Source organism: Sphaerisporangium siamense (genome assembly GCF_014205275.1).
Classification (GTDB): Bacteria; Actinomycetota; Actinomycetes; order Streptosporangiales; family Streptosporangiaceae; genus Sphaerisporangium; species Sphaerisporangium siamense.
The window spans coordinates 8,003,724-8,026,607 of sequence record NZ_JACHND010000001.1; the positions used below are offsets into that span (position 1 = coordinate 8,003,724).

The following is a 22,884-nucleotide window of genomic DNA, read 5'->3' on the forward strand; positions in this document are numbered from 1 at the left end:
CCTCAGATCTTGCCTCAGGCGGGGCCGCGCCGCGCCGGCCGTGAACCACACCCGGTAAGAGCGGGCTCACCGCGGGTGGTCCGGCTCGCGGTCCGCTCTCGTGCGCGCGCGCAGGTGGGCGCGCTCGCCCTGCCTGCCGAACAGGCTGAGGAACTCGACCGGTTCGTCGTCGGCGGCGCCGAACCAGTGCGGCAGGCGGGTGTCGAACTCGGCGGCCTCGCCGGGCGAGAGCACGAGATCCTGTTCGCCGAGCACGAGCCGCAGCCGTCCGTTGAGCACGTAGAGCCATTCGTAGCCCTCGTGGGTCTGCGGGTCGGGTTCTCCCTGGCCGCGGCCGGCCGGGATGACCAGCTTGTACGCCTGGATGCCGCCCGCCCTGCGGGTCAGGGGCAGCATGGTCATGCCGTGCCGGGTGATCGGGCGCAGGTGGATGCGCGGGTCGCCGGTCGGCGGGGCGTCCACCAGCTCGTCCAAGGTGACGCCGTGCGCCTTGGCCAGCGGGAGCAGCAGTTCGAGCGTCGGCTTCCGCGCGCCGGACTCCAGCCGCGACAGGGTGCTGACCGAGATGCCCGTCGCGGCGGACAGGTCGGCCAGCGTGGTCTCGCGCCGTCGTCGCAGCGCGCGCAGCCGGGGACCGACCGCGCCGAGCGCGCGATCCAGGTCGTCGCCCATATCCGACATGTTGCCATATCAGCAACAAGGCTTGCCACTACGAAGGGTGGGAGCGCAGAGTCGTCGTGGAGGTGGTCACGGTGACCGATCTGCGAGAAGACGGCTACGACGTGGTGGTGGCGGGCGGCGGAGCCGCCGGGTTGAACGGGGCGCTGATGCTCGCGCGGGCGCGCCGCTCGGTGGTGGTGATCGACGGGGGCGCGCCGCGCAACGCCCCCGCCGAGGGCGTGCACGGCCTGCTGGGCAGGGAAGGCACGCCGCCGGCCGAGTTGCTGGAGCGCGGGCGGGAGGAGGTGCGCGGCTACGGCGGCCAGGTGGTGTCCGGCGAGATCCGGACCGTGACCCGTGACGGCGGCGGCTTCGCGGTCACGCTGGCCGACGGCCGCGTCACCCGAGCGCGCCGGCTGCTGGTGGCCACCGGGCTGGTGGACGAGCTACCGGACCTGCCGGGACTGCGGGACCGCTGGGGCCGGGACGTGCTGCACTGCCCGTACTGCCACGGGTGGGAGGTCCGCGACCGGGCCATCGGCGTACTGGGCGGCGGTCCGCTGTCCGTCCACCAGGCCCTGCTGTTCCGGCAGTTGAGCGACGACGTCACGTTCTTCTCCCACACCGGGCCGCCGGCCGGGGAGGACGCCGAGAAGCTGGCCGCGCGCGGCGTCCGCGTGGTGGACGGCGAGGTCGCGGCCCTGGAGGTCGCCGGCGACCGTCTCACCGGCGTGCGACTGCGGGACGGCACGGTGGTCGGCCGCGAGGCGCTGGCGGTCTCGCCGCGCATGGTGGCGCGCGCCGGCTTCCTCGCAGGGCTCGGGCTGCGGCCGGCGGAGCATCCGAGCGGGGGCGGCGAGCACATCCCCGCCGACGCGACCGGCCGTACCGAGGCGCCGGGGGTGTGGGTGGCGGGCAACGTCACCGACCTGACCGCCCAGGTCGGCACCTCGGCGGCGGCGGGCGCGCTGGCCGGGGCCCACATCAACGCCGACCTGGTGGCCGAGGAGACGAGCCGGGCGGTGGCCGCCCACCGGGAGCGGGCGAAGGCACGCCTCTAGCCCGGCGGGCGGCCCTTTCCGGACTCAGGGGGCGGGTGCCGGGGGAGATATGTTCCAGGCGAATAAGCCCATTCGATGGCCCTATAGCCTTTCAGTATGAGTTGCGGCGTTACGTGGCTTTACGGCGTTTCACCTGTTCACCCGCCACACCCCTGCCGTCCGGGTCAATAGACCGGACAATCCCCAGCAATACCGGCTTAAATCTGCCAATGTGAGCGTATGGATCTCAACGACGCCAAGGGGCTGGCGCGGGCACTCAACGAACTGTTGAAGAACGCCGGTCAGGCGATCGATGCGGCACGCGAGACACCCGAGCTCATCGCGCGGGTCACGGGCCACCTGGGCTGCGAGCTCAACCACGTCGTCAACGTCGTCAGCACGTTTCCGGGCTGGGAGCACGTCAACCTCCAGCGCGGCCTGGACGCCTACCTGGCCGCGCACACCCCCGACGCCGAGTGGTTCGGCATCAGCGGTCATGGCCGCGAGCACGAGGAGTTCGTGAACATGCTGGCCGGCCTCGCCCGGGGCTGGGAGCGCTACGAACCCGGCGCGGTCGACTACGCGACCGCCGCGATAGGACCAGACGAGACCACCGAGGTCATCTCGCTCGGCCTCGTACTGACCCGGGCGCCGGACGGCGGCCCGGTCGTGGTCGGCCTGCGCGGGTCCCAGGACCACCACGGCCCCCAGTGCCAGGTGGTCGTCCTCGCCCCCGACCGGCCGAGCGCCACCGCCACCCGCGACGAGATCGAGCGGCTGATGCGCGAGCACGACATCTACCGGGGCCAGGTGCTCTCCTTCATGTGGAGCGAGCACCGCGGCAACGACCTCGTCACCTTCCTGCCCCGCCCCGACCTGCCCGCCGACCAGGTGATCCTGCCCGAGGGCGTGCTCGCGGGCATCGAGCGGCACATCGTGGGCATCGCCGAGCACGCCGTCCGCCTGCGCGAGCACGGCCAGCACCTCAAGCGCGGCCTGCTCCTGCACGGCCCGCCCGGCACCGGCAAGACCCACACCGTCCGCTACCTGCTGGGACGGATGCGCGAGTGCACGGTGATCATCGTCACCGGCACCGCGATCAGGTACGTGGCCCAGGCCGCCGGGCTCGCCAGGCGGCTGCAGCCCGCCATCCTCGTCCTGGAGGACGTGGACCTGGTCGCCCAGGACCGGGGCCTGGACGAGACCGGCAACCCGCTGCTGTTCTCGCTGCTCGACGCGATGGACGGGGTCGGGGCCGACGCCGACGTCACGTTCGTGCTCACCACCAACCGCGCCGAGGTCCTGGAGCGCGCGCTGGCCGACCGTCCCGGCCGGGTGGACCTGGCCGTCGAGATCCCCAAACCGGACGAGGACGGCCGCGCGGCGCTCATGCGCCTGTACGCGCGGGGCCTGACGCTCCGGGCCGACCTCGGACCGATCGTGGCCAAGACGGAGGGCGCCACGGCGTCGTTCTTCAAGGAACTGCTGCGCCGCGCCGTGCTCGACGCGCTGCGCGCCGGCGAGACCGCCCCCGTCGTGACCGACGAGCACCTCGGCCGTGCCCTGGAGGACATGCTCGACGAACGCGAGTCCCTGACCAGGTCGCTGCTCGGCTCGGGAGAGCACGTCTCCGGCGACCAGCCCTTCGGCGACGGCTTCGGCTACGGCGGCCCGCACGGCCACGGGGACCCCTCCCCCGGAGGCTCGTCCAGCGCCTTCATCGGCTTCTACGAACCGTGACCCCGCCGGGCCGGTCGCGGCCGGGTCACGCGGCCGGCGGCCGAGCGGCCTGAAGAGGACAGCAGGGATCTGACCAGGGCTTGCGCGTCCTTTAGATGCGACCTTCGGGCCATTCGCCGTTCTCGCCGCGCCGGGACCGATAGCATCGCGACGCGCGGCCGGTCTCGCCCCGGCTCCCCCGCGGGGCCGATTCGCCGTCCCGGCATGTGATGTCCATCCGAGGTGAGTAGGTTCCGGCGCGTGCGAGACGTGGCTGATCCGCGAAGGGCGATACCCGGCACGGCCCTGACCATGACCTGGCTCTGGCTGGCCACCCGGGCGTTCCTGCTGCTCACGGTGCTCGACATCGTGCCGCTCTTCCGCACCGTCACCTGGGACGTCACCGGCGTCTACCACGGCTGGCACGAGACCATGCTCCGCGGCGGCTTCCCGGTCGACGACGTCACCTGGCAGTACCCTCCGGCCGCCGCGCTGATCATCATGGCCCCGTCCATGCTGCCCTTCTCCTACCTCGGCGGCTTCCTGGTCATCACCGTGGCCTTCGACGCGCTGACCATGGCGTCCCTCCTGCGCGTGCCCGCCGGCGAGGAGGGCCGCACGCGCGTGGGCGCCTGGGTGTGGCTCGCCGGGGTGCCGCTGCTCGGCCCGGTGGTGTACGCCCGGTACGACCTGCTGGTCACCGCGCTGGCGGTGTCCGGCCTCCTGCAGGCGCGGGCGTCCGCGGCGCGCGGAGGGCTGGCGCTCGGGGTGGCGGCGGGGCTGAAGCTGTGGCCCGCGCTGGCGCTGATCGGCATGCCGCGCGGCCAGGAGACCCGCCGCGCGCTCGCCGGGGCGGCGGCGGGCGGCGCGGTCTCGACCCTGCTGATGATGCTGGCGCTGGACGGCGGCCTCGGCTTTCTCACCGCCCAGCAGGACCGGGGCGTCGAGGTCGAGTCGGTCTGGGCGCTGGCCTTCCACGTCGCCCGGTGGTTCGGCTGGCCGGGCATGGTCAGCTACAGCTACGGGTCGATGGAGATGATCGGCCCGTACGCCGAGGCGGCCGGCCGCGTGTCCCTGGCCGCCACGCTGCTCGGCCTGGGCTGGCTGGTCCTCTGGCGTGTCCGCGCCCGCACCTGGACCGCGGCCACGCCCTACGACGCGGCCCTCGCCGCCGTGCTGATCTTCGTGGTCACCAGCCGTGTGATCAGCCCGCAGTACCTGGTGTGGCTGGTGGGCCTGGCCGCGGTGTGCCTGACCGTGCGCGCCTCCACCCAGCGGCCGGTGGCCGTCCTGGCGCTCGCCGCCACGGCGGTGACGATGCTGGAGTTCCCGACGCTGTTCGAGGACGTCCAGCAGAGCACGCCGCTCGGGGTGACGGTGCTGGTCGTGCGCAACGGCCTGCTGGTGGCCGCGACCACCGTGTCGTGCCTGCGGCTGTGGCGGGCGACCGTCCCGGGCGCCGTGAGCGCCCGCCCCCGGGACCCCGGCCTCGCCACCGCCTGACCATGAACCGACCGGCCCCGCAATTGCCCCGATTTATCGCCTTATCGGCTGATATATCGGCTCAATTCAATGTTAATCTTGGTCTTCTTCCGTGGTTACCGGCAAACGAAAACCGTGCTGAGCGGCCCAGGCGGGACCCGACGACCCCAGGGAGACCTTCATTCGTGGGCGCGACGCAGATCGGAAGAAAGACCACCGGACCCTCCCTCACGTCCGGTCTGCTGCGCACCGCCCGTCCGCGGCAGTGGCCCAAGAACCTGCTGGTCGCCGCCGCCCCCGTCGCGGCCGGCGCCCACGACGGGACGACGCTCGCGGCCACCGGCGTGGCGCTGGCCGTCTTCTGCCTGGCGGCGCCCGCGGTGTACTTCCTCAACGACGTGCTCGACGCCGGCCGGGACCGCCTGCACCCGGTCAGGCGATTACGCCCGATCGCCGCCGGGACGGTGCCCGAGCCGGTCGCGCTCGCCTCCTCCGCCGTCCTCGCGCTCGCCGCCCTGGCCCTCGCCGCCGCCTGGCGCCTGGAGGCCGCCGGGGTGATCGCCCTCTACTTGCTGGTCAACGGGCTGTACTGCCTCAAGCTCAAACACGTCCCGATCATCGAGCTGGCCACCGTGGCGAGCGGATTCCTGCTGCGGGCCGTCTTCGGCGGGGTGATGGCGGGGCTGGCGCTGTCGCAGTGGTTCCTCATCGTGGTCGGGTCCGCCGCGCTGTTCATGGTGGCGGGCAAGCGCTCCTCGGAGCTGGCGACGCTCGGCCCCAAGGCCGCCTCGACCCGGCCGGGCCTCGCGCACTACTCCCCCGGTTACCTGCGGTACGTGTGGCAGGCGTCCGGGACGGTCGCGATGACCACCTACTGCCTGTGGGCGTTCGAACTCCCCGGCCGCCAGCTCACCGTCGTCCCCCTCGCCCTGGCGTTCCTCCGGTACGGCTGGCACGTGGACCGCGGCGAGGCCGGCGAACCGGAGACGGTCGTGCTCAAAGACCGATGGCTGCTCGGGCTGGCCCTCGCGTGGGCGGTCCTCTTCGTAGTGGGGACGGCGCGTGTCTGAACGCATGGAAGAGACGGCGGCCGTCACCGAGCGCCGCGAACCGGCCGGCGCCGTGCGCGCGGCCACGCGAGACCTGGTGGGACGGCTGCGCGCCCTGCCGCGTCCCTCGCCGCGCGCCCGGCACGTCATCTCGCTGACCGCGATCGTCCTGGCCGCGACCGCCGTCTACGCGCAGCTCGGCCTGGTCAGGTTCGACCTGTACCGGGCGACCAGCCTGGACCTGACGCTCTTCGACCAGGTGGTGCGCGGCTTCTCGCACTTCAGCGCGCCGACGAGCCCGCTGCGGGGGTTCACCCTGGACAAGGGGATGGACTTCAACCAGCTCGGCGAGCACTTCTCCCCGATCCTCGCCGTCCTGGCCCCGCTGTACTGGATCTACGACGGCCCCGAGACGCTGATCGTCGCCCAGGCGGCGCTGTTCGCGCTGGCGATCCCGCCGCTGTGGGTGTTCACCCGGCGCGTGCTCGGCACCGGGCCCGCCTACCTCGTCGTCGTCGCCTACGCGCTCTCGTGGCCGCTGGCACGGGCGATGAACTTCGACTTCCACGAGGCGGCCTTCGCGCCGCTGATCACCGCCGTGATGATCGAGCGGTTCAGCGCGGGCAGGCACGGCCACGTCCTCACGGCGGCCGCGGCGTTGCTGCTGGTCAAAGAGGACATGGGACTCATGGTCGCCGGGTTCGGCGCCTACGTCGTGACACGGGGGCGGCGGCTCGACGGCGTCACCTACATCGCGGCCGGCGTGGGCTACACCCTGTACGCCCGGGCGCTGATGATCCCGGCCGTGGGCGGCGACCCGGCGATGTACTGGGCGTACGGCCAGTTCGGCCCGGACCTGCCGCACGCCGTGCTCAAGGCCGTGACCGACCCCCTCAACACCCTCGGCACGCTGATCAGCCCGCAGGTGAAGCTCGACACCTGGGCGTTCCTGCTGTGGCCGACGCTGCTGCTGTGCCTGCTCTCGCCGCTCACGCTGATGGCGGTGCCGCAGTTGCTGGAGCGCATGCTGTCCGACCGCCTGCACTGGTGGATCACCGACTTCCACCACAGCGCCTTCACCGTGGTCGTGCTGCTGTGCGCGGGCGTGGACGGCGCCGCGCGGCTCGGCCGCCTGCTGCGCCGCCGCAAGGAGGTCCCCGAGCGGTGGACGGCGCTGATCTGGGCGACGGGCGTCTGCCTGGTCGCGGTCACGCTCGTGCCCCGCTTCCCGCTCGACCAGCTCATCCGGCCGGAGTTCTACGAGAGGAAACCGGACGTGGCCGCGGCGGAGCAGGCGGTGGCCGCGGTGCCGTCCGGCGTCCTCGTGGAGGCCGTGAACCACGTCGGGCCGCACCTGTCCGCCCGCACGACCACCCTGCTGTGGACCGACAAGCAGCCCGCGGCGCCCTGGATCGTCGCCGACACCGACCGCTTCGCCTACCCGTGGGGCTCGGTCGACCGGCAGCGGCAGCGGGTCGAGGAACTGATGACGCTCGGCTACCAGGTCGTCTTCGCGCGCGAGGGATACGTGGTGCTCCACCGCCCCGGGACGGCTCCACCGTGACGCCCGCGCGGGGCTAGGTGACGAGTGCCGTCACGGCGAAGAACAGGTACAGGAACCCGCCCGCCGACACCACCACGCCCGCGACGACCGGCGCCCAGGACGCCAGCGCCGCCACGCCCCGGACGGCCCGCGGGACCGCGCCCGGCTGGCCGCCTTCGGCCGGCAGAGGTGCGGGCAGGGGTTCCGGCACTACTGGCCCGGCGAGGCGGGCTCGGAGCCGGCCTACTACCCCGTGCTGCCCACCGACGAGACCTGGGCCGACGGCGACCGCGACGTCATGTGCACCGTCTACGACCCCCAGGGCAAGCTGAAGGAGTCGATGCTTCCTCCCAGGTGAGGCGGACCTGCCGTGACATGGGGAAAGTGCTTGCCGAGCGTTTGATCTCACGCGGCGTGGCCGCCCTCCGGCGGGGCACGTCAATCCTTGGATCATTCACGAATGGCGTGACCGGTTCGGGGAGGCGAGCGTGGCTGACGGGCCGCAGGAGATGGTGGTGTTCTCCATCGAGAAGGAAGGCCGCCGGCTCCGCTACGCGGCCGGTCCCGGCTATGAGGGCGCGCTGCCCGAGGACGTCGACGAGCCGGATGTGCTCGTGCGGGTCGGCAGCGCCTCCCCGGACCCCGACGGGGGATATCGCGTTCAGCTGACCTGCCTGCCGCTCGACGGCGTGCTGATCATTCGACCGTCCGAGGGGTGAGGCGCGATGGAACTCAGCAGGAACTTCTGGCTGAACGCGCCGAGAGGTGGCATCTTCACGATCAACAACTGGGGCAACATGCACCGGAGGTCGTTCGTCGTGGTCGTCGCCTGCGAGGCCAGGAACGGCGACACGGGCAACCCGGACCGGTTCCAGGGAGACGCGTGGCCGGTGGTCGTCGGATGCATAGCCCCCAACGAGGGCTTCCTGCAGTTCACCCTGTGGTGGTACGGCAACTTCCCCCGGCTGAACATCTTCACCGACGCCTTTCTCTTCGCCTGATCCCGCGTCGGCTCCGGGTGGCCGCTCCTCGTGATGTGCCCTATGACCCGCGAGTCTCTACCGCGGCGCGATGCGCGGGACCCGTCGCCGGCAGCCGCGCGTTCTTCCAGGATCGGCCTCCGGCACCACCCAAAGGAGGATCTCATGGCCTCGCTTCTCAACCCGTACCTCAACTTTCCCGGCACCGCGCGGCAGGCCATGGAGTTCTACGAGAGCGTCTTCGGTGGCACGCTCTCGGTGAACACCTTCGGCGACTTCGGCGCCCCGGACACCGAACTGGCCGACAAGATCATGCACAGCACGCTCGAAACCCGCGGCGGCTTCACGCTGATGGCCTCCGACCTGCCGCCTGACATGGAATACACCCCCGGCACCAACATCTCGGTGAGCCTCAGCGGCGAGGACGCCGACGAACTGCGCGACTACTGGGAGAAGCTCTCCGCGGGCGGCCTGGTCACCGTCCCCCTGGAGAGGCAGATGTGGGGCGACGAGTTCGGGTCCTGCGTGGACCGGTTCGGCATCCCCTGGATGGTCGACATCACCGCGCCGCGTACCTGAGGCGCGCCGGCGCCTACTGGCGCGACAGCGTCCGGGTGACCGCGGCGACGATGGTGATCGCCAGCAGCCATCCGGCCGCGATGAGCCCGTAGCCGACCCACGCCGCGCCGCCGGTCGGCCGGAACGCGCCCTGCTGCCCGAAGTCGACGACCGGCAGCAGAAGGTCCAGCGCGTACATCACGGGACTGAAGACCAGGCCCTTGCCGGCCTCCGCGGGCGGCGGGTGGCTCGCGAAGAACACCGCACCCGCCGCCAGCAGCACCGCCAGCCAGGCCGCGGCGCGCAGCGGCCGGTAACCGTAGCCGACGGTCAGGTCCTGCAGGTGCCCCCAGAGCCGGGGCAGCGGGCCGACCGTGCCGCGCCGGCGCCGCTGCTTGGCGAGCAGGACGGTCCGGGCGTCCACGTCCAGCCCGAGACGGCGGTAGGTGGCCGCGAGCTGCTCGTAGGCGTGAGGCAGGAAGCCGGCCGGGTCCCGGGCGAGCCAGTCCAGGCGCCGGGCGGCGGGCAGGTGGGGTTCGAGGGCCTGATAGACGAGGCCGTCCTGGCTGAGCGTCGCCGGCCAGGTCTCGCGGGCGTCCCGGATGACCCCGACGCGGGCGTGCCGCAGGTCCACGTGGCCGTCCACGGGTGCGGTCACCGGCAGGACGAACTCGTCCGCCTTGAGGTGACGGGCCCGCAGCGCGACGCCGCCGGGGTTGCCGAGGTGCGCCTCCTTGAAACAGACCTTGCTGCGCACGTCGGCGAACGACAGATCGATCTTGCCGTCCACGGCGAAGCCCTCACAGCAGTTCATGATCGCGCCGACCGTCAGGTCCATCGCGCTGAGCGCGGTCCGGCCGGGATTGCTGAGCGCGGCGCCCTCGAACAGCACCGAACCGCCGACGTTCGCCCGTTTGATGTCGAGCCGTCCCCGGCAGCTGAACGGAATCCCGTCGCGCCGCGGGCGCGCCACGAAGTCCGTGCCGACCTGCAGGCCCGTGGCGTCCAGCCCCTCCAGCCGCGAGCCGTCCAGGATCACCGCGCCGCTGATGCGCGCCCCCGGCAGCACGGTGGGGCCGGTGACCGTGCAGTCGGCCAGCACGAGGCTGCCCTCGATCTGCGCGGTGGTGGCGTCCAGCCCGGGAAAGGAGCAGGTCACCAAGGTGAACTGGCGTAATCGGGCGCCGTAGAGGTTGATCGCCTCATCGAAGTCACAGTCCTCCAGGCGGATGTGATGGCGCACCTCGGTGAAGCGCAGGTCGAAATGGCCGACGACGCGCGCATTGTGGACGTACAGCGCCGGTACCAACACCGACCCCGCCTCCTGCGCCCCGACCAGCAACGGCCGCAACACACCAGCCCGAATCGTCCGATCCGCCCACCCCCCAAGATCAACCCGCCCCCCGCCTCCAAACGCCTCCCAAACCGCCTTCTCCCCCGCACTAAGCTCACCCATCACCCCCAAATCCTCCCCCCACCCACCCCCTCTGCCCAGCCCTCACCCGCCCAGCCCTCACCGCGCCAGCCCCACCGGCCCAACCCTCACCCCGCCAGCACTGCCCCTCTCGACTCCCAATCGCCCGTCCTAATCCCTGCCAACTCTCACCCTCCAACTCCTCACCGCCAGCCCCATCCCGCCCGTTCCGCTACCAGCTCACCCCTCCGGCCGTATCCCTCTCGACCTCACTGACCAGCCCTGTTCCCGCCAGCCTCATCTCCGCCGGTTCGTCCTTGCCCTTTCTCCACGCCGACCCCATCCCCATGACCTCATCCCTGGCTGTCCTATCCCATTGGCCCTATCCACCAGCGCCCTGTGCCCGTGGGGCTCTGTATCCATAGGCCTTGTCCTCTTCTTGCGGCCGCCCCGCATGGGTGCCGCTCGCACGCACGCCCCGTCCGCGCCGGCCCTCCGCGCGAGCAGACCGCCTCCCACCGACCTCGGTGCCACTCGCCGGCAACCGCTCCACGGCGGACATGCCGGACGCGAGGAACTCGAATGCATCCCGCACCTCCCGCCACTTCGTTTCTGACGGCGGCGAACAGCCTCGTGAGACATTTCACGTATTTGATCTCCAGACTCCCGCACACCCTCGGTAATTTCCTACCTGGATGCCATAAATCGAGGCGGCAATAGTCCGCTCGACAGACTTTGGAACCGGCCAGAACCCGCGATCTACCAGCGGCGCTGCCATCGTGGCAAAAAGCGGTCAGCAATATTGTCAGGACCCGGACATCGGCCGACACTCATCGACATGAGGCGCGATCCCCACCAATGGAGGCGCAATGAGCCGAGCCATCCTCAAAACTGCTAGACGCCCGAAACCGATGATCCGGCGCCTGATATCAGCCGCCATCGGAATCCTCACCGTGGCCGTCCTCACCGCGCCACCCGCCATCGCCCTGGCCCTGCCCACCCCGAAGGATTTCGTGTCGAACCTCGACCTGGAATGCTTCAAGACCAGCCCCTACCAGCCGCCGGCCGTCACGCTCACGCTGCGGCACCTCAACCCCGTCCTCGGCCACCTGCCGACCGAGCAGGTCACCCTCGGCCCGCGCGAGCAGTTGTGCGTGCCGGTCGCCAAGAACAACGCCCTCCCGCCGACCCCGGTGCTGCAGTTCATCAGGTTCGTCGACCTGGCCTGCTACCGGATCAAGGGCGCCACGGCGAACACGCAACTCGTGCTCAGCCACCTCAACCCGGTGCTCCAGACCCTGCCGCGACAGCAGGTCACCCTGACCTCGCCCCAGCATCTCTGCGTGCCCGTCGCCAAGAACGACGTGACACCTCCCCCCGAGGTCCTGTCGCTGGTCTCACACATCGACCTCAAGTGCTACGACATCACCCCGAACACGCCGATGAACCGGCAACTGGGGCTGCGGCAGCTCAATCCGCTCCTCGTCGACCGGATCCCCGCGCACGCCGCCCAGGTCACCGCGGCCCAGCAGCTCTGCGTGCCGGTCTTCAAGGCGGGAGACACCGTCCCGAGCGCCGTGTTCAACATCCTCAGGTGGATCGACCTGGAGAAGTACGACATCCTCACCTCGACGACGCCAACGATCTCCCTGACCCTGCGCCACCTCAACCCGGTGCTCGGCCATCTCCCACCCGAGCAGGCGACCCTGTCCAGCGCCGTCCAGCTCGCCGTCCCCGTCGCCAAGAACGGCCAGTTCCCCCCGAGCTGACCTGACATGACCATCGGGCCCCGGCGGCCCAAGACAACGCGGCCCTACCCGTCCCGCACCGTCCCTCCCCGCCGGGGCCCACCCGTGCGCCCCACCCAACGCCACCCCCGGCCCCAATAGGCAACTCACCAGGACAACCGAGACACCCGCAAGCACCATTAACGCCTGTCCGATTCACTCCCTTCCGGGCTTACGTTGTGCCGGCACAGAAGACCAGAGTGGAAGTGCTGCGGGAGGCATCCCACTACAACGTCGGCATTTCACATCTCGGCTCGTAAATCTCTATTGTCACGATTCGCCGAGGGATGGACACTTGTGGCTTGACCGTTGCCGGCCGGACAAAGGAATCCGAGTGCGAGGGCTGCGCGCAAGGCTGACCGTATGCGTCGTCTCGATGATCGCTGGCGTGGCGTCGGCCACGGCACCCGCGCTCGCCGCGGAGACCACGGGATGTGCGGACACGTCGATACCGCTCACCGTCGAGGAGCAGCGCCTCGCCGGCGCCGTACCGCAAGAGATCCTGCGGCGCTCCGGCTTCGACTCGGCGGCCCCCCGGTTCGCGCGTGCCCTGTGCGGGGCGAGGTCGTACCGCCAGGCGGAACAGGTCATCACCACGCATGGGCAGCGACTGTGGCAGCGCGCGGTCGACCGGGCGCAGGGACGCGGCGCGCCGGGCGGCGACCTGAGCCGGGACGACGACCGGCCGCTGTACTGGGCACGGCTCGGGTTGACCGGCGCGCTACGGCAGTGGCGGCCCGCGTTCGACCTCACCGACGCCGGACGCGCGACGCTGCTCGACCGCCTGGAGCGCGGCTCCCGCGGCCAGGAGGCCATCCGCTTCCCCGCCGGGAAGGGCGTGCGGCGGGTACTGGTCACCGGCTTCGACCCGTTCACCCTGGACCGGGACATCCGCATCAGCAACCCGTCCGGCGCCAACGCACTGGCGCTGGACGGCACGACCGTACGGACGGACGCGGGCCTCGTCAGGATCGAGACGGCCGTGTTCCCGGTCCGCTGGGGCGACTTCGCGCGCGGCGCGGTGGAACGGGCGCTGCGCCCGCACCTGCCGCAGGTGGACCTTTTCACCACCGTCAGCCAGGGCCGCCCCGGCCGCTTCGACGTCGAGCGCTTCAACGGAGCCTGGCGGGGAGGCTTCCCCGACAACGAGAACCTGTCCTCGACGGGGCCGATCCCGGTGTCCGACCCCGCCTCCCAGCCCCATTGGACGGTGACCACGCTCCCGTACCAGGCGATCGTGGCCGCTCCGACGGGCCGCTTCCCCGTGTACGACAACACCCAGGTGACCGAGATCCCGGCGGGCGCGACCACCCCCGTGGTACGTCCCGACGGCCCCACCGAGGGCTCCTCCGCCCGCAGCGGCAGCGGCGGCGACTACCTCTCCAACGAGATCGCCTACCGTGCGACCCTCCTCCGCGACCGCCTCCACCTGAACATCCCCGGCGGCCACGTCCACACCCCGGTCCTCCAGTTCGGCCCCGACAACACCGACCCGAAGACCGGCACGATCACCGACCCCGACTTCCTCCAGAACCGCCACGACATCATCACCCAAGCCCGCGCCATCATCCTCACCGCAGCCACACAAAAACGCCCATAGTCTCCCGCGACATCAACGGCCCCGGTAGGTCACGGAGATGGGTATAGCCGCGCACATAGCAAGGCTTCGGGCCGTCGTCGGCCATGAGCTGCTGCTCCTGCCATCGGTGTCGGTCCTGCCCGTCGATGAGGACGGCCGTTTGCTGCTGGTCCGCCACGCAGGCCACGACGACGGGTGGGGCGTCCTCGGCGGCGCCATCGAGCCAGGCGAGTCACCCGCCGCCGCAGCCGTCCGCGAGGCCCGCGAGGAGATCGGCGCCGACATCCGGCTGACACGCCTCCTGGACACCCTCGGCGGCCCCGACTACGAGGTCACCTACCCCAACGGCGACCGCGCCGCCTACATCACCACCGTCTACGAGGCCCACATCACCCAAGGCTCCCCCACCCCCACCGACGGCGAACTCACCGAACTCGCCTGGTTCCCCCCACAAGACCTCCCCGCCCTACCGCTGAGCAATTTCGCCCGCGCCCTACTCCAAGCAACCCACCACCTCTGACCACAGCCGGAGGCCACGAGTTGGTGTCGCCGGTCCGGACACGTACGCCGAACGCTCGGGTCTGAGGTCCTTGGGCATCACCCGACGCGGGTGGAGTCCATGATTCAGCTGGTCTCCCAGGTCTGGCCGCCATCAGGTGCCGGCCCCGTCGACGAAACGGCCGACAACCGGAACGGGATCGAGACCGCGCCTGCTTTTGACCCAGCAAATGGACCACTCATCCAGCTTTGCGACAAATGTCCGGACCGTCGTGCCATCGAAGTCCTTGATGGGCAGCGTGAGCGTGTCGAAACTGCCCGCGCCGTCGAAGAAGCCGCACGCGACAGCTGCCACGCGCGGGAGGCTTCCGGGTCTTGCTGATCCGCGATCGAAATACGACCGTAGAAGCTGAAATCCATGAAGATGCAGGCGTGTCTCAGAAAGGATGATGTCTCCGGCTGCCCGCCTCACCGGCTAATCTCACCCGCTAGACACTCTCGGTTACCAAATGGGTACCGAAGTGTATGAAAGGGGATGAGTGGACGAGCTCTTCGACCTGGCCGGCGGCACCGCCGTGTCCAGGTCAACGACTTCGGCGGAACTCTCGGTCTTCGACCGTACCTTTCCCGCGCGGGTCGCGGTGCTCATGCGCTCCCGACCGATCATGGAAGCGATCGTCGCCGCGAACCGGCAGGACTGGCCGGCCGCAACCTACGACGTGACGACGTTCGCCCTTGCCGCGATCGATCTGGTCATTGCCCAGCAGGGCTTCGCGGAGGAAGCCACCTACGACGACCTTGTTGACGGACTCACCACGCTCGCCCGCCGTACCGCACCGGAGCGGCCGGCATCAGAACACCGTCGCGTCGGTGCGTACACAGTTGACGCTCTCCTGAACCGGGGCGAGCGCGAGGCACCGTTCACCTACCGAATCAGCGACTTCACTAACGAGGCCAAGAACCACCAGCGGCGGCAGGTACAGTTCCGGCTGCTCATCGAGCGAGAGGACCCGGCACGTGGCGAGGTTGTCCTCAACGCTACCCGCGACGCCATCAATGCGCTGGTCGGTGGGCTGGAGTTCGATGTCGAAGACGAGCAGGTCGCCAACGAGGTGCTCCTGGAACGCCAGCTGGCCAAAGGCGCGTTCGACGCTGCGGAACGCGCCGCGGTCCGGGCACGGCTGCTGTCTGTGTCGCTCGCCAAGGACCTCCACGAGCTGATCAAGAACACCCGGCGGGATCTGCGTGCCGTCATCCAGGAGTGGGCAACGGCCGTTCCGCAACGTCTGTCCACGGCCCGGGAACACATCGCGGGCCGGATGGAGGCCGAGCACCGCTTGCTCGCCAAGGTCCGCGAGTCGCTGGAATCCGACGACCAGCAGGTCACCATGGCGGCGGCCCGGATCGCTGCACTGCTCACCGAATGCTCGCGCCGGCACGACGCGCTGCACCGACAGGTCATCGCCGCCCGAAGCGTGTTCCTGGAGGAGCAGGATCGGCAGACGTTCCGGCCACCGGCAATGGGGTACCTGCCCGACATCAGCGGCGAGATCCTCACCCCGCTGCTCGGCATGGACAGTGAGACCGCCCTGGTGGTCACCGACAGATGGCTGTCGGATGTCACCGGTCCCCGCCCTCCGAGACTGCCCAGGCTGTACCGGCTGGTTTACGACCTGTGGGCCGTCCGCGACTCCACAGACGACGATCGTGACCTCGACGACGATGACGAGGCGGGAGACCCGGATCCGCCGACGATCGGACCGGACATCATGGACGCCGCGCGGCGGGTCGTCGTCAGGACCGGCCTGCCCGCTCGGCTGTCGGCGCTGCTCGCCGATGCCCTGACCGATCCCGGCTTGGACAGCGGCACCGACCGGCAGCGGGCCGCCGAGATCCTTGCGTTGGCCGCGCTGTGGTGCTTCGCACCCGAGCAGACCGATACCGAGCACACCACATCGGTCGACCTGACCACACGAATTCTGGGGCCCCGCGCTGTAGCGGACGCCGACGGCCTGAAGCTCAATCTGCCGGGATGGGACGGCGACGACCTGATCATCGTCCCGCATCCCGACGCCCTGGAGACCGCCCACCCACAACCGGTCACCGACCACCCCTGGATGCCCTCGGAGACGCGATGACCCTGACGCAGAACGATCACATCGACATCGGGACCCTCATCGCGTACGCGATACAACCCACCCAACGCCCCGGCCGCAGCCAGGAATATCGCCGAGTGCTCGGCCGGTACCGCACCGAATCAGACTTCCGCGTCGCCGCCGATGCCGTGCTGCAGGGACTACACGCCCGCGCTCTGTCCGACGGCGACTTCGGGCTCGTCCTCGGTGTCAGTCCCGAGTCTCCGTTCGCCTACCGGGTCGGCGACATGCCCAACGCCGGGCACCGGATCGGGCGCCTGATGGCCGGCCTCGTGCTGGTCGGCGTGGCCGCCCACGCCTATCCCACCCCGGCCGACCTGGAGGAGGAACGGATCCGCCGGGTCGCGGACGTCGAGTTCGAGCAGTGGATGCGCACGATGTGTGAACGCCTACAGGAACACGACGCTGCCGGCGAGCCGGTACCCGACGACGGCCTGAACGAGGCGTGGCGGACCTATCACGAGATGCCTTCTACACTCGTCGGCGACAAGGGCCGCAGCTCCGGACGGCTGTCGCCCAAGTGCACCCTGTACTGGGTCCGCAATGTCCTCGGATGGCTCGTGGAGCATGGCATGGCCCGCGCCGACAGCACCGGCGGAACCTGGATGCTCACCGAGAGGTTCCGCGTGCAGGTCAAGGACATGGCCGGTGAACCCGCGTACACCTTCCTGGCGGACATTGCCCGACGGCCACAGGCTCGGTCGTCGAGCCCGACAGTCCAGCCGGTCGGTGCGGATGACGAGGAGCGGGTGTGACCTACCATCTGGCCGCGTTCCGGCTTCACTCGATCGGGGAGAGATCGGCTCGCTTCACCGACGTCACGCTTGACTTAACCGGCCCGGATGGTGACAGTAGCCACCCCGCCGACTCAGTCATCTGGCTGAGGAACGGCGGCGGCAAGTCCTCGTTGTTGTCGTTGTTCTACGCGCTGCTGTTGCCGAGAGCTGTCGACTTCATGGGGCGAACGGTGAAACGCAGCCTCACCGACTACGTCGACAGCGGCGACACCGCACACACCGTCGCGGCGTGGCATCCCTCCACCTCGGACACGTTGGACGGCTCGCCGGACCGCGTCCTCATCACCGGCGTGGTCTACGAATGGTGCGACCTACGCCGTCCGGCCGACGCCGACCGCGCCCGGGACCGGCTCGACACGACCTTTTACGCGTTCTACGCCGTGCCGGGCGTACTCGACCTACACGCGCTTCCCATCCTCGACGCAACAAACGCGCCCCGACGTCGGGCGGCCTACGTCGCAGCCTTGAAGGAATATGCGGCGACCTATCCACAAGCCATGGATCTGGTCGCGACCGAGAAGCAACACGAGTGGACGACCGCGCTGACGAGCCGGGGCCTCGACCCGGCGCTGTTTCGCACCCAGAAGCAGATGAACCATGTCGAGGGCGGCGTGGAGGACATGTTCCGGTTCTCGTCCGCCCGCGAGTTCATCGACCTGCTCATCGACCTCACGGTCGCGCCGGAGGACGCGATCAGCGTCGCCGAGCGCCTGGCCTCGATTGCGTCGCTGCTGGCGACCAAGCCCGCCAAGACGGCCGAGCGTGACTTCTGCCTCGACTCGGCAACAGGTCTGGACCGCACTCACGTCTGCCAGCAGGAGGTCGACGCATCAGCGCTCGCCGTCCAACAGGCCGCCGACGAGGCAGCCAGACTGTCCGCAACCTTCGCGGCGGCGGTCACGCAGGCGAACAATCAGATCGAGGTACTCGCCGCGCAGCGCGACGCCATCGAGAAGCGCCGCGCTGCGGCAGTGACCGAGGGCGGCGCCGCGTACGAGCTCGTCTACCTGTACGAGGAACGCGCCGCCCAGATCCGGCTGGGTACCGCGCAGGACGAACTCAGCAAGGCCGACACCGCCGTCAGCGATGCCGCCGAACTCATCGCCGCCTGGGAAGCCGCCGGACATCTGGCGGAGAAGAAGGAACTGCAGGATGCGCTGGAGCGCACGCGCCGCGAGGCCGGCGAGGAACGCGAACGCACCGCGCCAATGCGGCACGAGCACGATGAACACACCGCTCGCCTGCGAACCCGCCTGCTCACACTCGTCGACGCCCATGAGACCACGGTGGCGATGGCCACCAAAGCCGCCACGAAAGCGAGGGCAGACGTCGAGGCCCACCGTGCAGCGGCGAAGAAGGCCGGCCAGGACGCACAGGCCGCCGACAAGGAAGCGGCGACCGCGACCGCCCACCTGGGGGAGCTGGACGCGGACCTACGCACGGCCGTCCGCGACGGCGTGCTTCCGAGCGAGCAGACCGACCCGACCGAGCATGACGCCGTTCTCGCCGAACAGCACGCCACCCTCGCGGGCATTCTTGACGAGATTCAGAGCCGTCGTGAGCAACGACCGGCGCTTCGGCGTGCTCTGACAGACACACTCGCCACGCTGGCGGGTGAGCACGTTCGGCTCGACGGGGAGCGGGCCCGGCTCGTGGAGGAGCGTACCGCGTTCGCCGAACGCGCATCCACGCTCGTCGCACGCGGACGTGTACAGGATCTGACCGAATCCACCGGCGAGGCGCCCGCAGACCTCTGGGCGGAGGCGGACACCCTGACCCGCCGGTTGTCCGACGCGATCGTCGGCACCGACGTGGCGCTGGTGCGGCTGGAAGCCGAACGCGTCGACGACCAGCGCATCCTCGACGTCCACGCGCGCACCGGACTGCTGCCCACCACCCTGGACGCCGAACAGGTCCAAGCCATTCTGGCCGAGCACAGCGTCATGGCCGAGACCGGCTGGGCACACCTGCGCACGCTGCTGCCCGGTACACGCCTGCTGGAGACGGTCACGGACCCGGACCTCGCGCGCCTCGGCGTCGGTCTCGTCATCCCCACTGCTCAGGCCGACGCCGCCGCGAGCGTGCTGGCCGGCGTCGATACGGCGACCACAGCACTCGTCGGCGTCTACACCGCGCAGGCCGCCGCCGCGATCGTCGGCTCCCCCAGTACGGACCCCGGCATAGTCGCTCCGGTATGGACCGCACTGCATCGCGGCTTGGTGGACCCGGCCTGGGCCGAAGGAGCCGTGCGCCAGGTCACGACCCGCGCCGAGGCATACGAGGAGCAGCAGGGTCGCTTGGCCGAGGCACGTGAAACCGACCGGGCACTGCTCCGCGAGCTCACCGACCTGCTCAGCGACTGCCCCGCCGGACACCTCGACAGCCTCAGCGGCCGCATCGACGACCTTGACAACACCCTGCTTAAGGTGGCCGCCGCACTCGAACAAGCCCGCACGGACCTCGCCGAACTCGACGAGGCGGAGGCGAAGGACGCCTCGATAGCGCAGCAGATCCAACGCCAGATCTCCGACATCGAGAAGTTCCGCTCCCGCCTGTCCAGCCTCATCCACAAGATGGAGGCAGCCGTGTCCTGGCGTAGCGAGCTCGCCGAGGCCGAGTCCCGAGCCAAGGACGCCCACGACCTGGCCGTGCGCCACGCGGAAAACGCAGACCGGGCGCTCGACGATGCCACCGAGCAAAGCAGAATCGCCGATGTCGAGGGCAGGACCGCCAACACATACCGCAGCGAGGCGGCCGGCTTGGCATTCCTCGACTCTGCACCAGACGTTACCGACGATCCGGCGGTGTCCCTTGATGTCCTTCGCGCTCGGCGTCAGGAGGCCGAGCGCGCCTGGCAGGTCCAGGCATCCCAGTCCGTACTCGCCGAGCGAGAACGCACCCTCGCCGCTTCACTCGCGTCCCACGAACAGGCCCTCACCGCGGTCAGTGCCGAAACCTGTGAACATGCCAGCGCCCTGCTCAGCACCGCAGAGGGACAGACCAAGCCCGCCCGGGCCGTGGCCCTGGCCGCGGCCCGAGGGGCGGAGAAGGAGGCAGTAAGCCGTGAGGCCCGCGCCGCCGGCGACATCGAACAGCACTCGGCGACGCTCAAAAGGATCCGGGCGCGACGCACCGATCCGCCGAAGCGGGCACTACCTGTCGAACCAACCACAGCGGAGCAGGCCGACAATCTGGCTGCCGAATACGACGGGATCGGTCAAGCCTGCGTCGAGAGGCGAACAATCGCAGAGGGCGAAATCCGCGACCTTGAGGGTAAGCAAGGCGAATACCGGAGTCGGGCTACGGCGTTCGAGTTGCTCGCCGACGGTCTCCCGGACCCGGCCGACCAAGTCATCGCGCCGTTCGCCGGGAGCGAGGACGAGGCGAAGATCCACAAGCAGGCGGTCATGGCTGCGCTGCGCGGCGCGGAAAAGCGGGCAAGCGACGCGGCAGTCTCCCGGGCGAACGCGGTCGGGGACCTACGGACAACAGGAAGCAGGTACCCGGGCGTCGCCACACCCGCGAAGGACCGCGTCCTCCACGACAATGAGGAGGTGCTGGCCGAGCACGCGGGAACACTGGCCAAGCAGCTCAGGCTGCGCGCCGATATGATCAACGGGGAACTGGCCGACATCGCCGAGGACCAGTCGATCGTGACCGGTTCTCTAGCCCGCCTCGTCTCGAACACCCTCGATACCCTGCGTAAGGCCGAACGGTACTCACGAGTGGCAACGAAGACCGGAGGCTGGGCCGGGAAACAGATGCTCCGAATTGCCTTCGAACCCCCCGCGAGCGACGCGGACCTTCGCACCTACGTCACCCGGGTCGTGGAGCGGCGCATCGCCGACGGCGTCAAGCCGGAAGGACTGCCACTGCTCAAGGACGCCGTTCACGAGGCAGCCGGCATCAGGGGCTTCACTGTCAAGGTTCTCAAACCCGCCCTGGATCTGGTGCCCACGACCGAGGACATCACCCGGCTCGGCAAATGGTCCGGTGGAGAGAAGCTGACCGTCTGCGTCGCGCTCTACTGCACCATCGCGGCCCTGCGCGCTGTAAATGCCGGGCGCCGGGATCGCTCGGGCGGCGTACTGCTGCTCGACAATCCGATCGGCCGCGCCTCACACGGCAGCCTCGTCGGCCTCCAGCGAGCCGTCGCCGCCGCTCACAAAGTTCAGCTCGTGTACACCACAGGGGTGAAAGACCCCGACGCCGTATCCCGGTTCCCCAACGTCATCCGGCTGGACAACAGACCGGGTCGCACCCGGAACCGCCGTTACATCGTCCCGGACGGCACCCTCGCCGACGCATCCGATCAGCGACTCATCACCGGAGTCCGCGTCGCACACGACGAATCGCCCAGCGGTGCTGGGAACCACGCTCCGACGGACGCGTTGACATGACCGACCTCAATGAGCTCATTGCCGCCTACGTCGCCGGGCAGCCGACCAGCCGTGTCCGGGTCGACGGCCTCCTACGGCACGTCACCGCAGCCGACCCGACGCTCGTCGGCGACCCGACAGCACGGGCACGGCTTGCCACCGTCCTGACCCACCTCGCCGAAGCGGGCGCCGTCGTGCTGCCGAAGGCACGCTCCGGCTGGGACGATCGAACGAAACCGCCCCTGCCGCTTTGGGTCGGCAAGCCGACGAAGACTCGTCCGACCCGCGTGACCCCGACGCCGCGCGTCTGGCCTCAACCGCTGGAAGCAGCCGCCGCAATCGCCACCCGACCGGACGAACACCAGCTCCTCGATAAGATCGCTAAATGGCTGCAGAACAACCCCGGCGCTGAGCCCGTTCCTCTCGAAGAACGCTCGCTGGAAATCTTCGACGATGAGAAGGCACTCGGCGTGGAGATGACCAAACGGCTGTTCACCACGGGCACGCTGACTCTCGAACTCCTGGCGTGCTATCCGACTCCCATCCCCTTCCCCTCCCAGCACATTCATGGAACGGGTCCGACAAAGCTGCTGGTGGCGGAGAACAACGCGACGTTCCATTCGCTTTTACAGGCCGCCCGGCAACTCGACCCCGATGTTCGCCCGGACCTGCACATCGGATGGGGCTGCGGCAATCAGTTCCCCACCTCCATCACCGCCGTACCCCTGCTCGACCCCGCGCCGACCGCCCTGTACTACGTAGGTGACCTCGACGTCGCTGGACTGCGCATCGCCGTCAATGCTGCCGCGACGGCGAACGCTCACCGGCTGCCGCCACTTCAACCGGCGGTTGCTCTGTATGACTGGCTGCTCGCTCACGGCGCTCCTCGCCTGGACAAGTCGAACATCGGTGTTACGGATCCCAGCCCGCTCGTCGCGTGGATACCGGAGAAGTTGCGCGAGACGATCGCGGATCTTGTCCGTAAGCGGCAGCGCATCCCTCAAGAGGCTCTTGGCCTCCGCGTCCTACGTGACAATCCGGATCTGCTTCTTCGAGGCGTCGAAGCGGCCGACGATGTCCGTGCCGGGCGCCACCTGCCTGTACCGATTGTGGTTGACGGGGCACAGTCGGCGACGGCCCATCGGTGATCTGACGCACTCATGGTCGAGTCGGCCAAACACAACATCGGCAACAACGACCACGCCAGTGGCCTGCTCGGCGATCTTTACGATCGCATCCACAA

The 22,884-nt window shown here is 69.7% G+C and carries 19 protein-coding genes; 15 read left to right on the forward strand and 4 right to left on the reverse strand.

The genetic code is table 11. The features are described from left to right. Nucleotides 1–66: 66 nt before the first annotated feature. Entirely contained in the window at nt 67–672 is a 606-nt protein-coding gene (locus BJ982_RS36175; protein WP_184887654.1) for a helix-turn-helix domain-containing protein, read from the reverse strand. A gap of 80 nt (nt 673–752) precedes the next feature. Here BJ982_RS36175 and BJ982_RS36180 point away from each other — a divergent pair, with 80 nt between their 5' ends. The 5 genes from BJ982_RS36180 (at nt 753) to BJ982_RS36200 (ending at nt 7,514) form a co-directional block, all read left to right on the forward strand. Continuing rightward, on the forward strand, nt 753–1,721 hold the full coding sequence (locus BJ982_RS36180; RefSeq protein WP_184887656.1) for an NAD(P)/FAD-dependent oxidoreductase: 969 nt from the start codon (nt 753–755) through the stop codon (nt 1,719–1,721). Nucleotides 1,722–1,940: 219 nt separating this feature from the next. After that, nucleotides 1,941–3,440, forward strand: a complete 1,500-nt coding sequence (locus tag BJ982_RS36185) for an AAA family ATPase (RefSeq protein ID WP_184887658.1) — start codon at nt 1,941–1,943, stop codon at nt 3,438–3,440. Nucleotides 3,441–3,680: 240 nt separating this feature from the next. After that, nucleotides 3,681–4,922, forward strand: a complete 1,242-nt coding sequence (locus BJ982_RS36190) for a glycosyltransferase 87 family protein (protein ID WP_184887660.1) — start codon at nt 3,681–3,683, stop codon at nt 4,920–4,922. A 164-nt stretch (nt 4,923–5,086) separates the two neighbouring features. Beyond that, the gene (locus BJ982_RS36195; RefSeq protein ID WP_203958856.1) at nt 5,087–5,971 is read left to right on the forward strand and encodes a decaprenyl-phosphate phosphoribosyltransferase; all 885 of its coding nucleotides are present in this window, start codon (nt 5,087–5,089) and stop codon (nt 5,969–5,971) included. After that, on the forward strand, nt 5,964–7,514 hold the full coding sequence (locus BJ982_RS36200) for a DUF2079 domain-containing protein (protein ID WP_239122712.1): 1,551 nt from the start codon (nt 5,964–5,966) through the stop codon (nt 7,512–7,514). The genes BJ982_RS36195 and BJ982_RS36200 overlap by 8 nt, the downstream gene beginning before the upstream one ends. Before the next feature lie 13 nt (nt 7,515–7,527). On the opposite strand, the gene BJ982_RS36205 is transcribed toward BJ982_RS36200, so the two are convergent. Further along, nucleotides 7,528–7,704, reverse strand: coding sequence for a hypothetical protein (locus tag BJ982_RS36205; protein WP_184887664.1), 177 nt, complete (start codon nt 7,702–7,704; stop codon nt 7,528–7,530). 277 nt (nt 7,705–7,981) lie between these two features. Here BJ982_RS36205 and BJ982_RS36210 point away from each other — a divergent pair, with 277 nt between their 5' ends. The 3 genes from BJ982_RS36210 (at nt 7,982) to BJ982_RS36220 (ending at nt 9,052) form a co-directional block, all read left to right on the forward strand. Beyond that, the gene (locus BJ982_RS36210; protein WP_184887666.1) at nt 7,982–8,212 is read left to right on the forward strand and encodes a hypothetical protein; all 231 of its coding nucleotides are present in this window, start codon (nt 7,982–7,984) and stop codon (nt 8,210–8,212) included. A 6-nt stretch (nt 8,213–8,218) separates the two neighbouring features. Continuing rightward, nucleotides 8,219–8,494: a hypothetical protein gene (locus BJ982_RS36215; RefSeq protein ID WP_184887667.1), complete on the forward strand. Its 276-nt coding sequence runs from the start codon at nt 8,219–8,221 to the stop codon at nt 8,492–8,494. Nucleotides 8,495–8,638: 144 nt separating this feature from the next. Next, a complete protein-coding gene (locus BJ982_RS36220) occupies nt 8,639–9,052 on the forward strand; it encodes a VOC family protein (protein ID WP_184887669.1) in 414 nt (137 codons plus the stop codon). A 13-nt stretch (nt 9,053–9,065) separates the two neighbouring features. Here the strand turns inward: BJ982_RS36220 and BJ982_RS36225 are convergent, their stop codons facing one another. After that, the gene (locus tag BJ982_RS36225) at nt 9,066–10,385 is read right to left on the reverse strand and encodes a pentapeptide repeat-containing protein (protein ID WP_184887671.1); all 1,320 of its coding nucleotides are present in this window, start codon (nt 10,383–10,385) and stop codon (nt 9,066–9,068) included. A gap of 971 nt (nt 10,386–11,356) precedes the next feature. Between BJ982_RS36225 and BJ982_RS36230 the strand changes: the two genes are divergently transcribed. The 3 genes from BJ982_RS36230 (at nt 11,357) to BJ982_RS36240 (ending at nt 14,331) form a co-directional block, all read left to right on the forward strand. After that, on the forward strand, nt 11,357–12,214 hold the full coding sequence (locus tag BJ982_RS36230) for a hypothetical protein (RefSeq protein ID WP_184887673.1): 858 nt from the start codon (nt 11,357–11,359) through the stop codon (nt 12,212–12,214). A gap of 406 nt (nt 12,215–12,620) precedes the next feature. Further along, nucleotides 12,621–13,832: a pyroglutamyl-peptidase I gene (locus BJ982_RS36235; protein WP_239122711.1), complete on the forward strand. Its 1,212-nt coding sequence runs from the start codon at nt 12,621–12,623 to the stop codon at nt 13,830–13,832. Between the two features lie 37 nt (nt 13,833–13,869). After that, nucleotides 13,870–14,331, forward strand: a complete 462-nt coding sequence (locus BJ982_RS36240) for an NUDIX domain-containing protein (RefSeq protein ID WP_184887677.1) — start codon at nt 13,870–13,872, stop codon at nt 14,329–14,331. Between the two features lie 132 nt (nt 14,332–14,463). Here BJ982_RS36240 and BJ982_RS36245 read toward each other — a convergent pair whose 3' ends face one another. Further along, complete coding sequence (locus BJ982_RS36245; RefSeq protein WP_184887679.1) at nt 14,464–14,664, reverse strand: hypothetical protein; 201 nt, start codon at nt 14,662–14,664, stop codon at nt 14,464–14,466. Between the two features lie 184 nt (nt 14,665–14,848). Between BJ982_RS36245 and BJ982_RS36250 the strand changes: the two genes are divergently transcribed. Genes BJ982_RS36250 through BJ982_RS36265 form a run of 4 tightly spaced genes read left to right on the forward strand, consistent with a single transcriptional unit; the run spans nt 14,849 to nt 22,789 of the window. Next, nucleotides 14,849–16,447, forward strand: a complete 1,599-nt coding sequence (locus BJ982_RS36250; RefSeq protein WP_184887681.1) for a hypothetical protein — start codon at nt 14,849–14,851, stop codon at nt 16,445–16,447. Next, entirely contained in the window at nt 16,444–17,220 is a 777-nt protein-coding gene (locus BJ982_RS36255; RefSeq protein ID WP_184887683.1) for a hypothetical protein, read from the forward strand. Before BJ982_RS36250 ends, BJ982_RS36255 begins: the two co-directional genes overlap by 4 nt. Continuing rightward, the gene (locus BJ982_RS36260) at nt 17,217–21,662 is read left to right on the forward strand and encodes a coiled-coil domain-containing protein (RefSeq protein ID WP_184887685.1); all 4,446 of its coding nucleotides are present in this window, start codon (nt 17,217–17,219) and stop codon (nt 21,660–21,662) included. Before BJ982_RS36255 ends, BJ982_RS36260 begins: the two co-directional genes overlap by 4 nt. After that, on the forward strand, nt 21,659–22,789 hold the full coding sequence (locus tag BJ982_RS36265) for a Wadjet anti-phage system protein JetD domain-containing protein (protein ID WP_184887687.1): 1,131 nt from the start codon (nt 21,659–21,661) through the stop codon (nt 22,787–22,789). Before BJ982_RS36260 ends, BJ982_RS36265 begins: the two co-directional genes overlap by 4 nt. Nucleotides 22,790–22,884 lie beyond the last annotated feature (95 nt).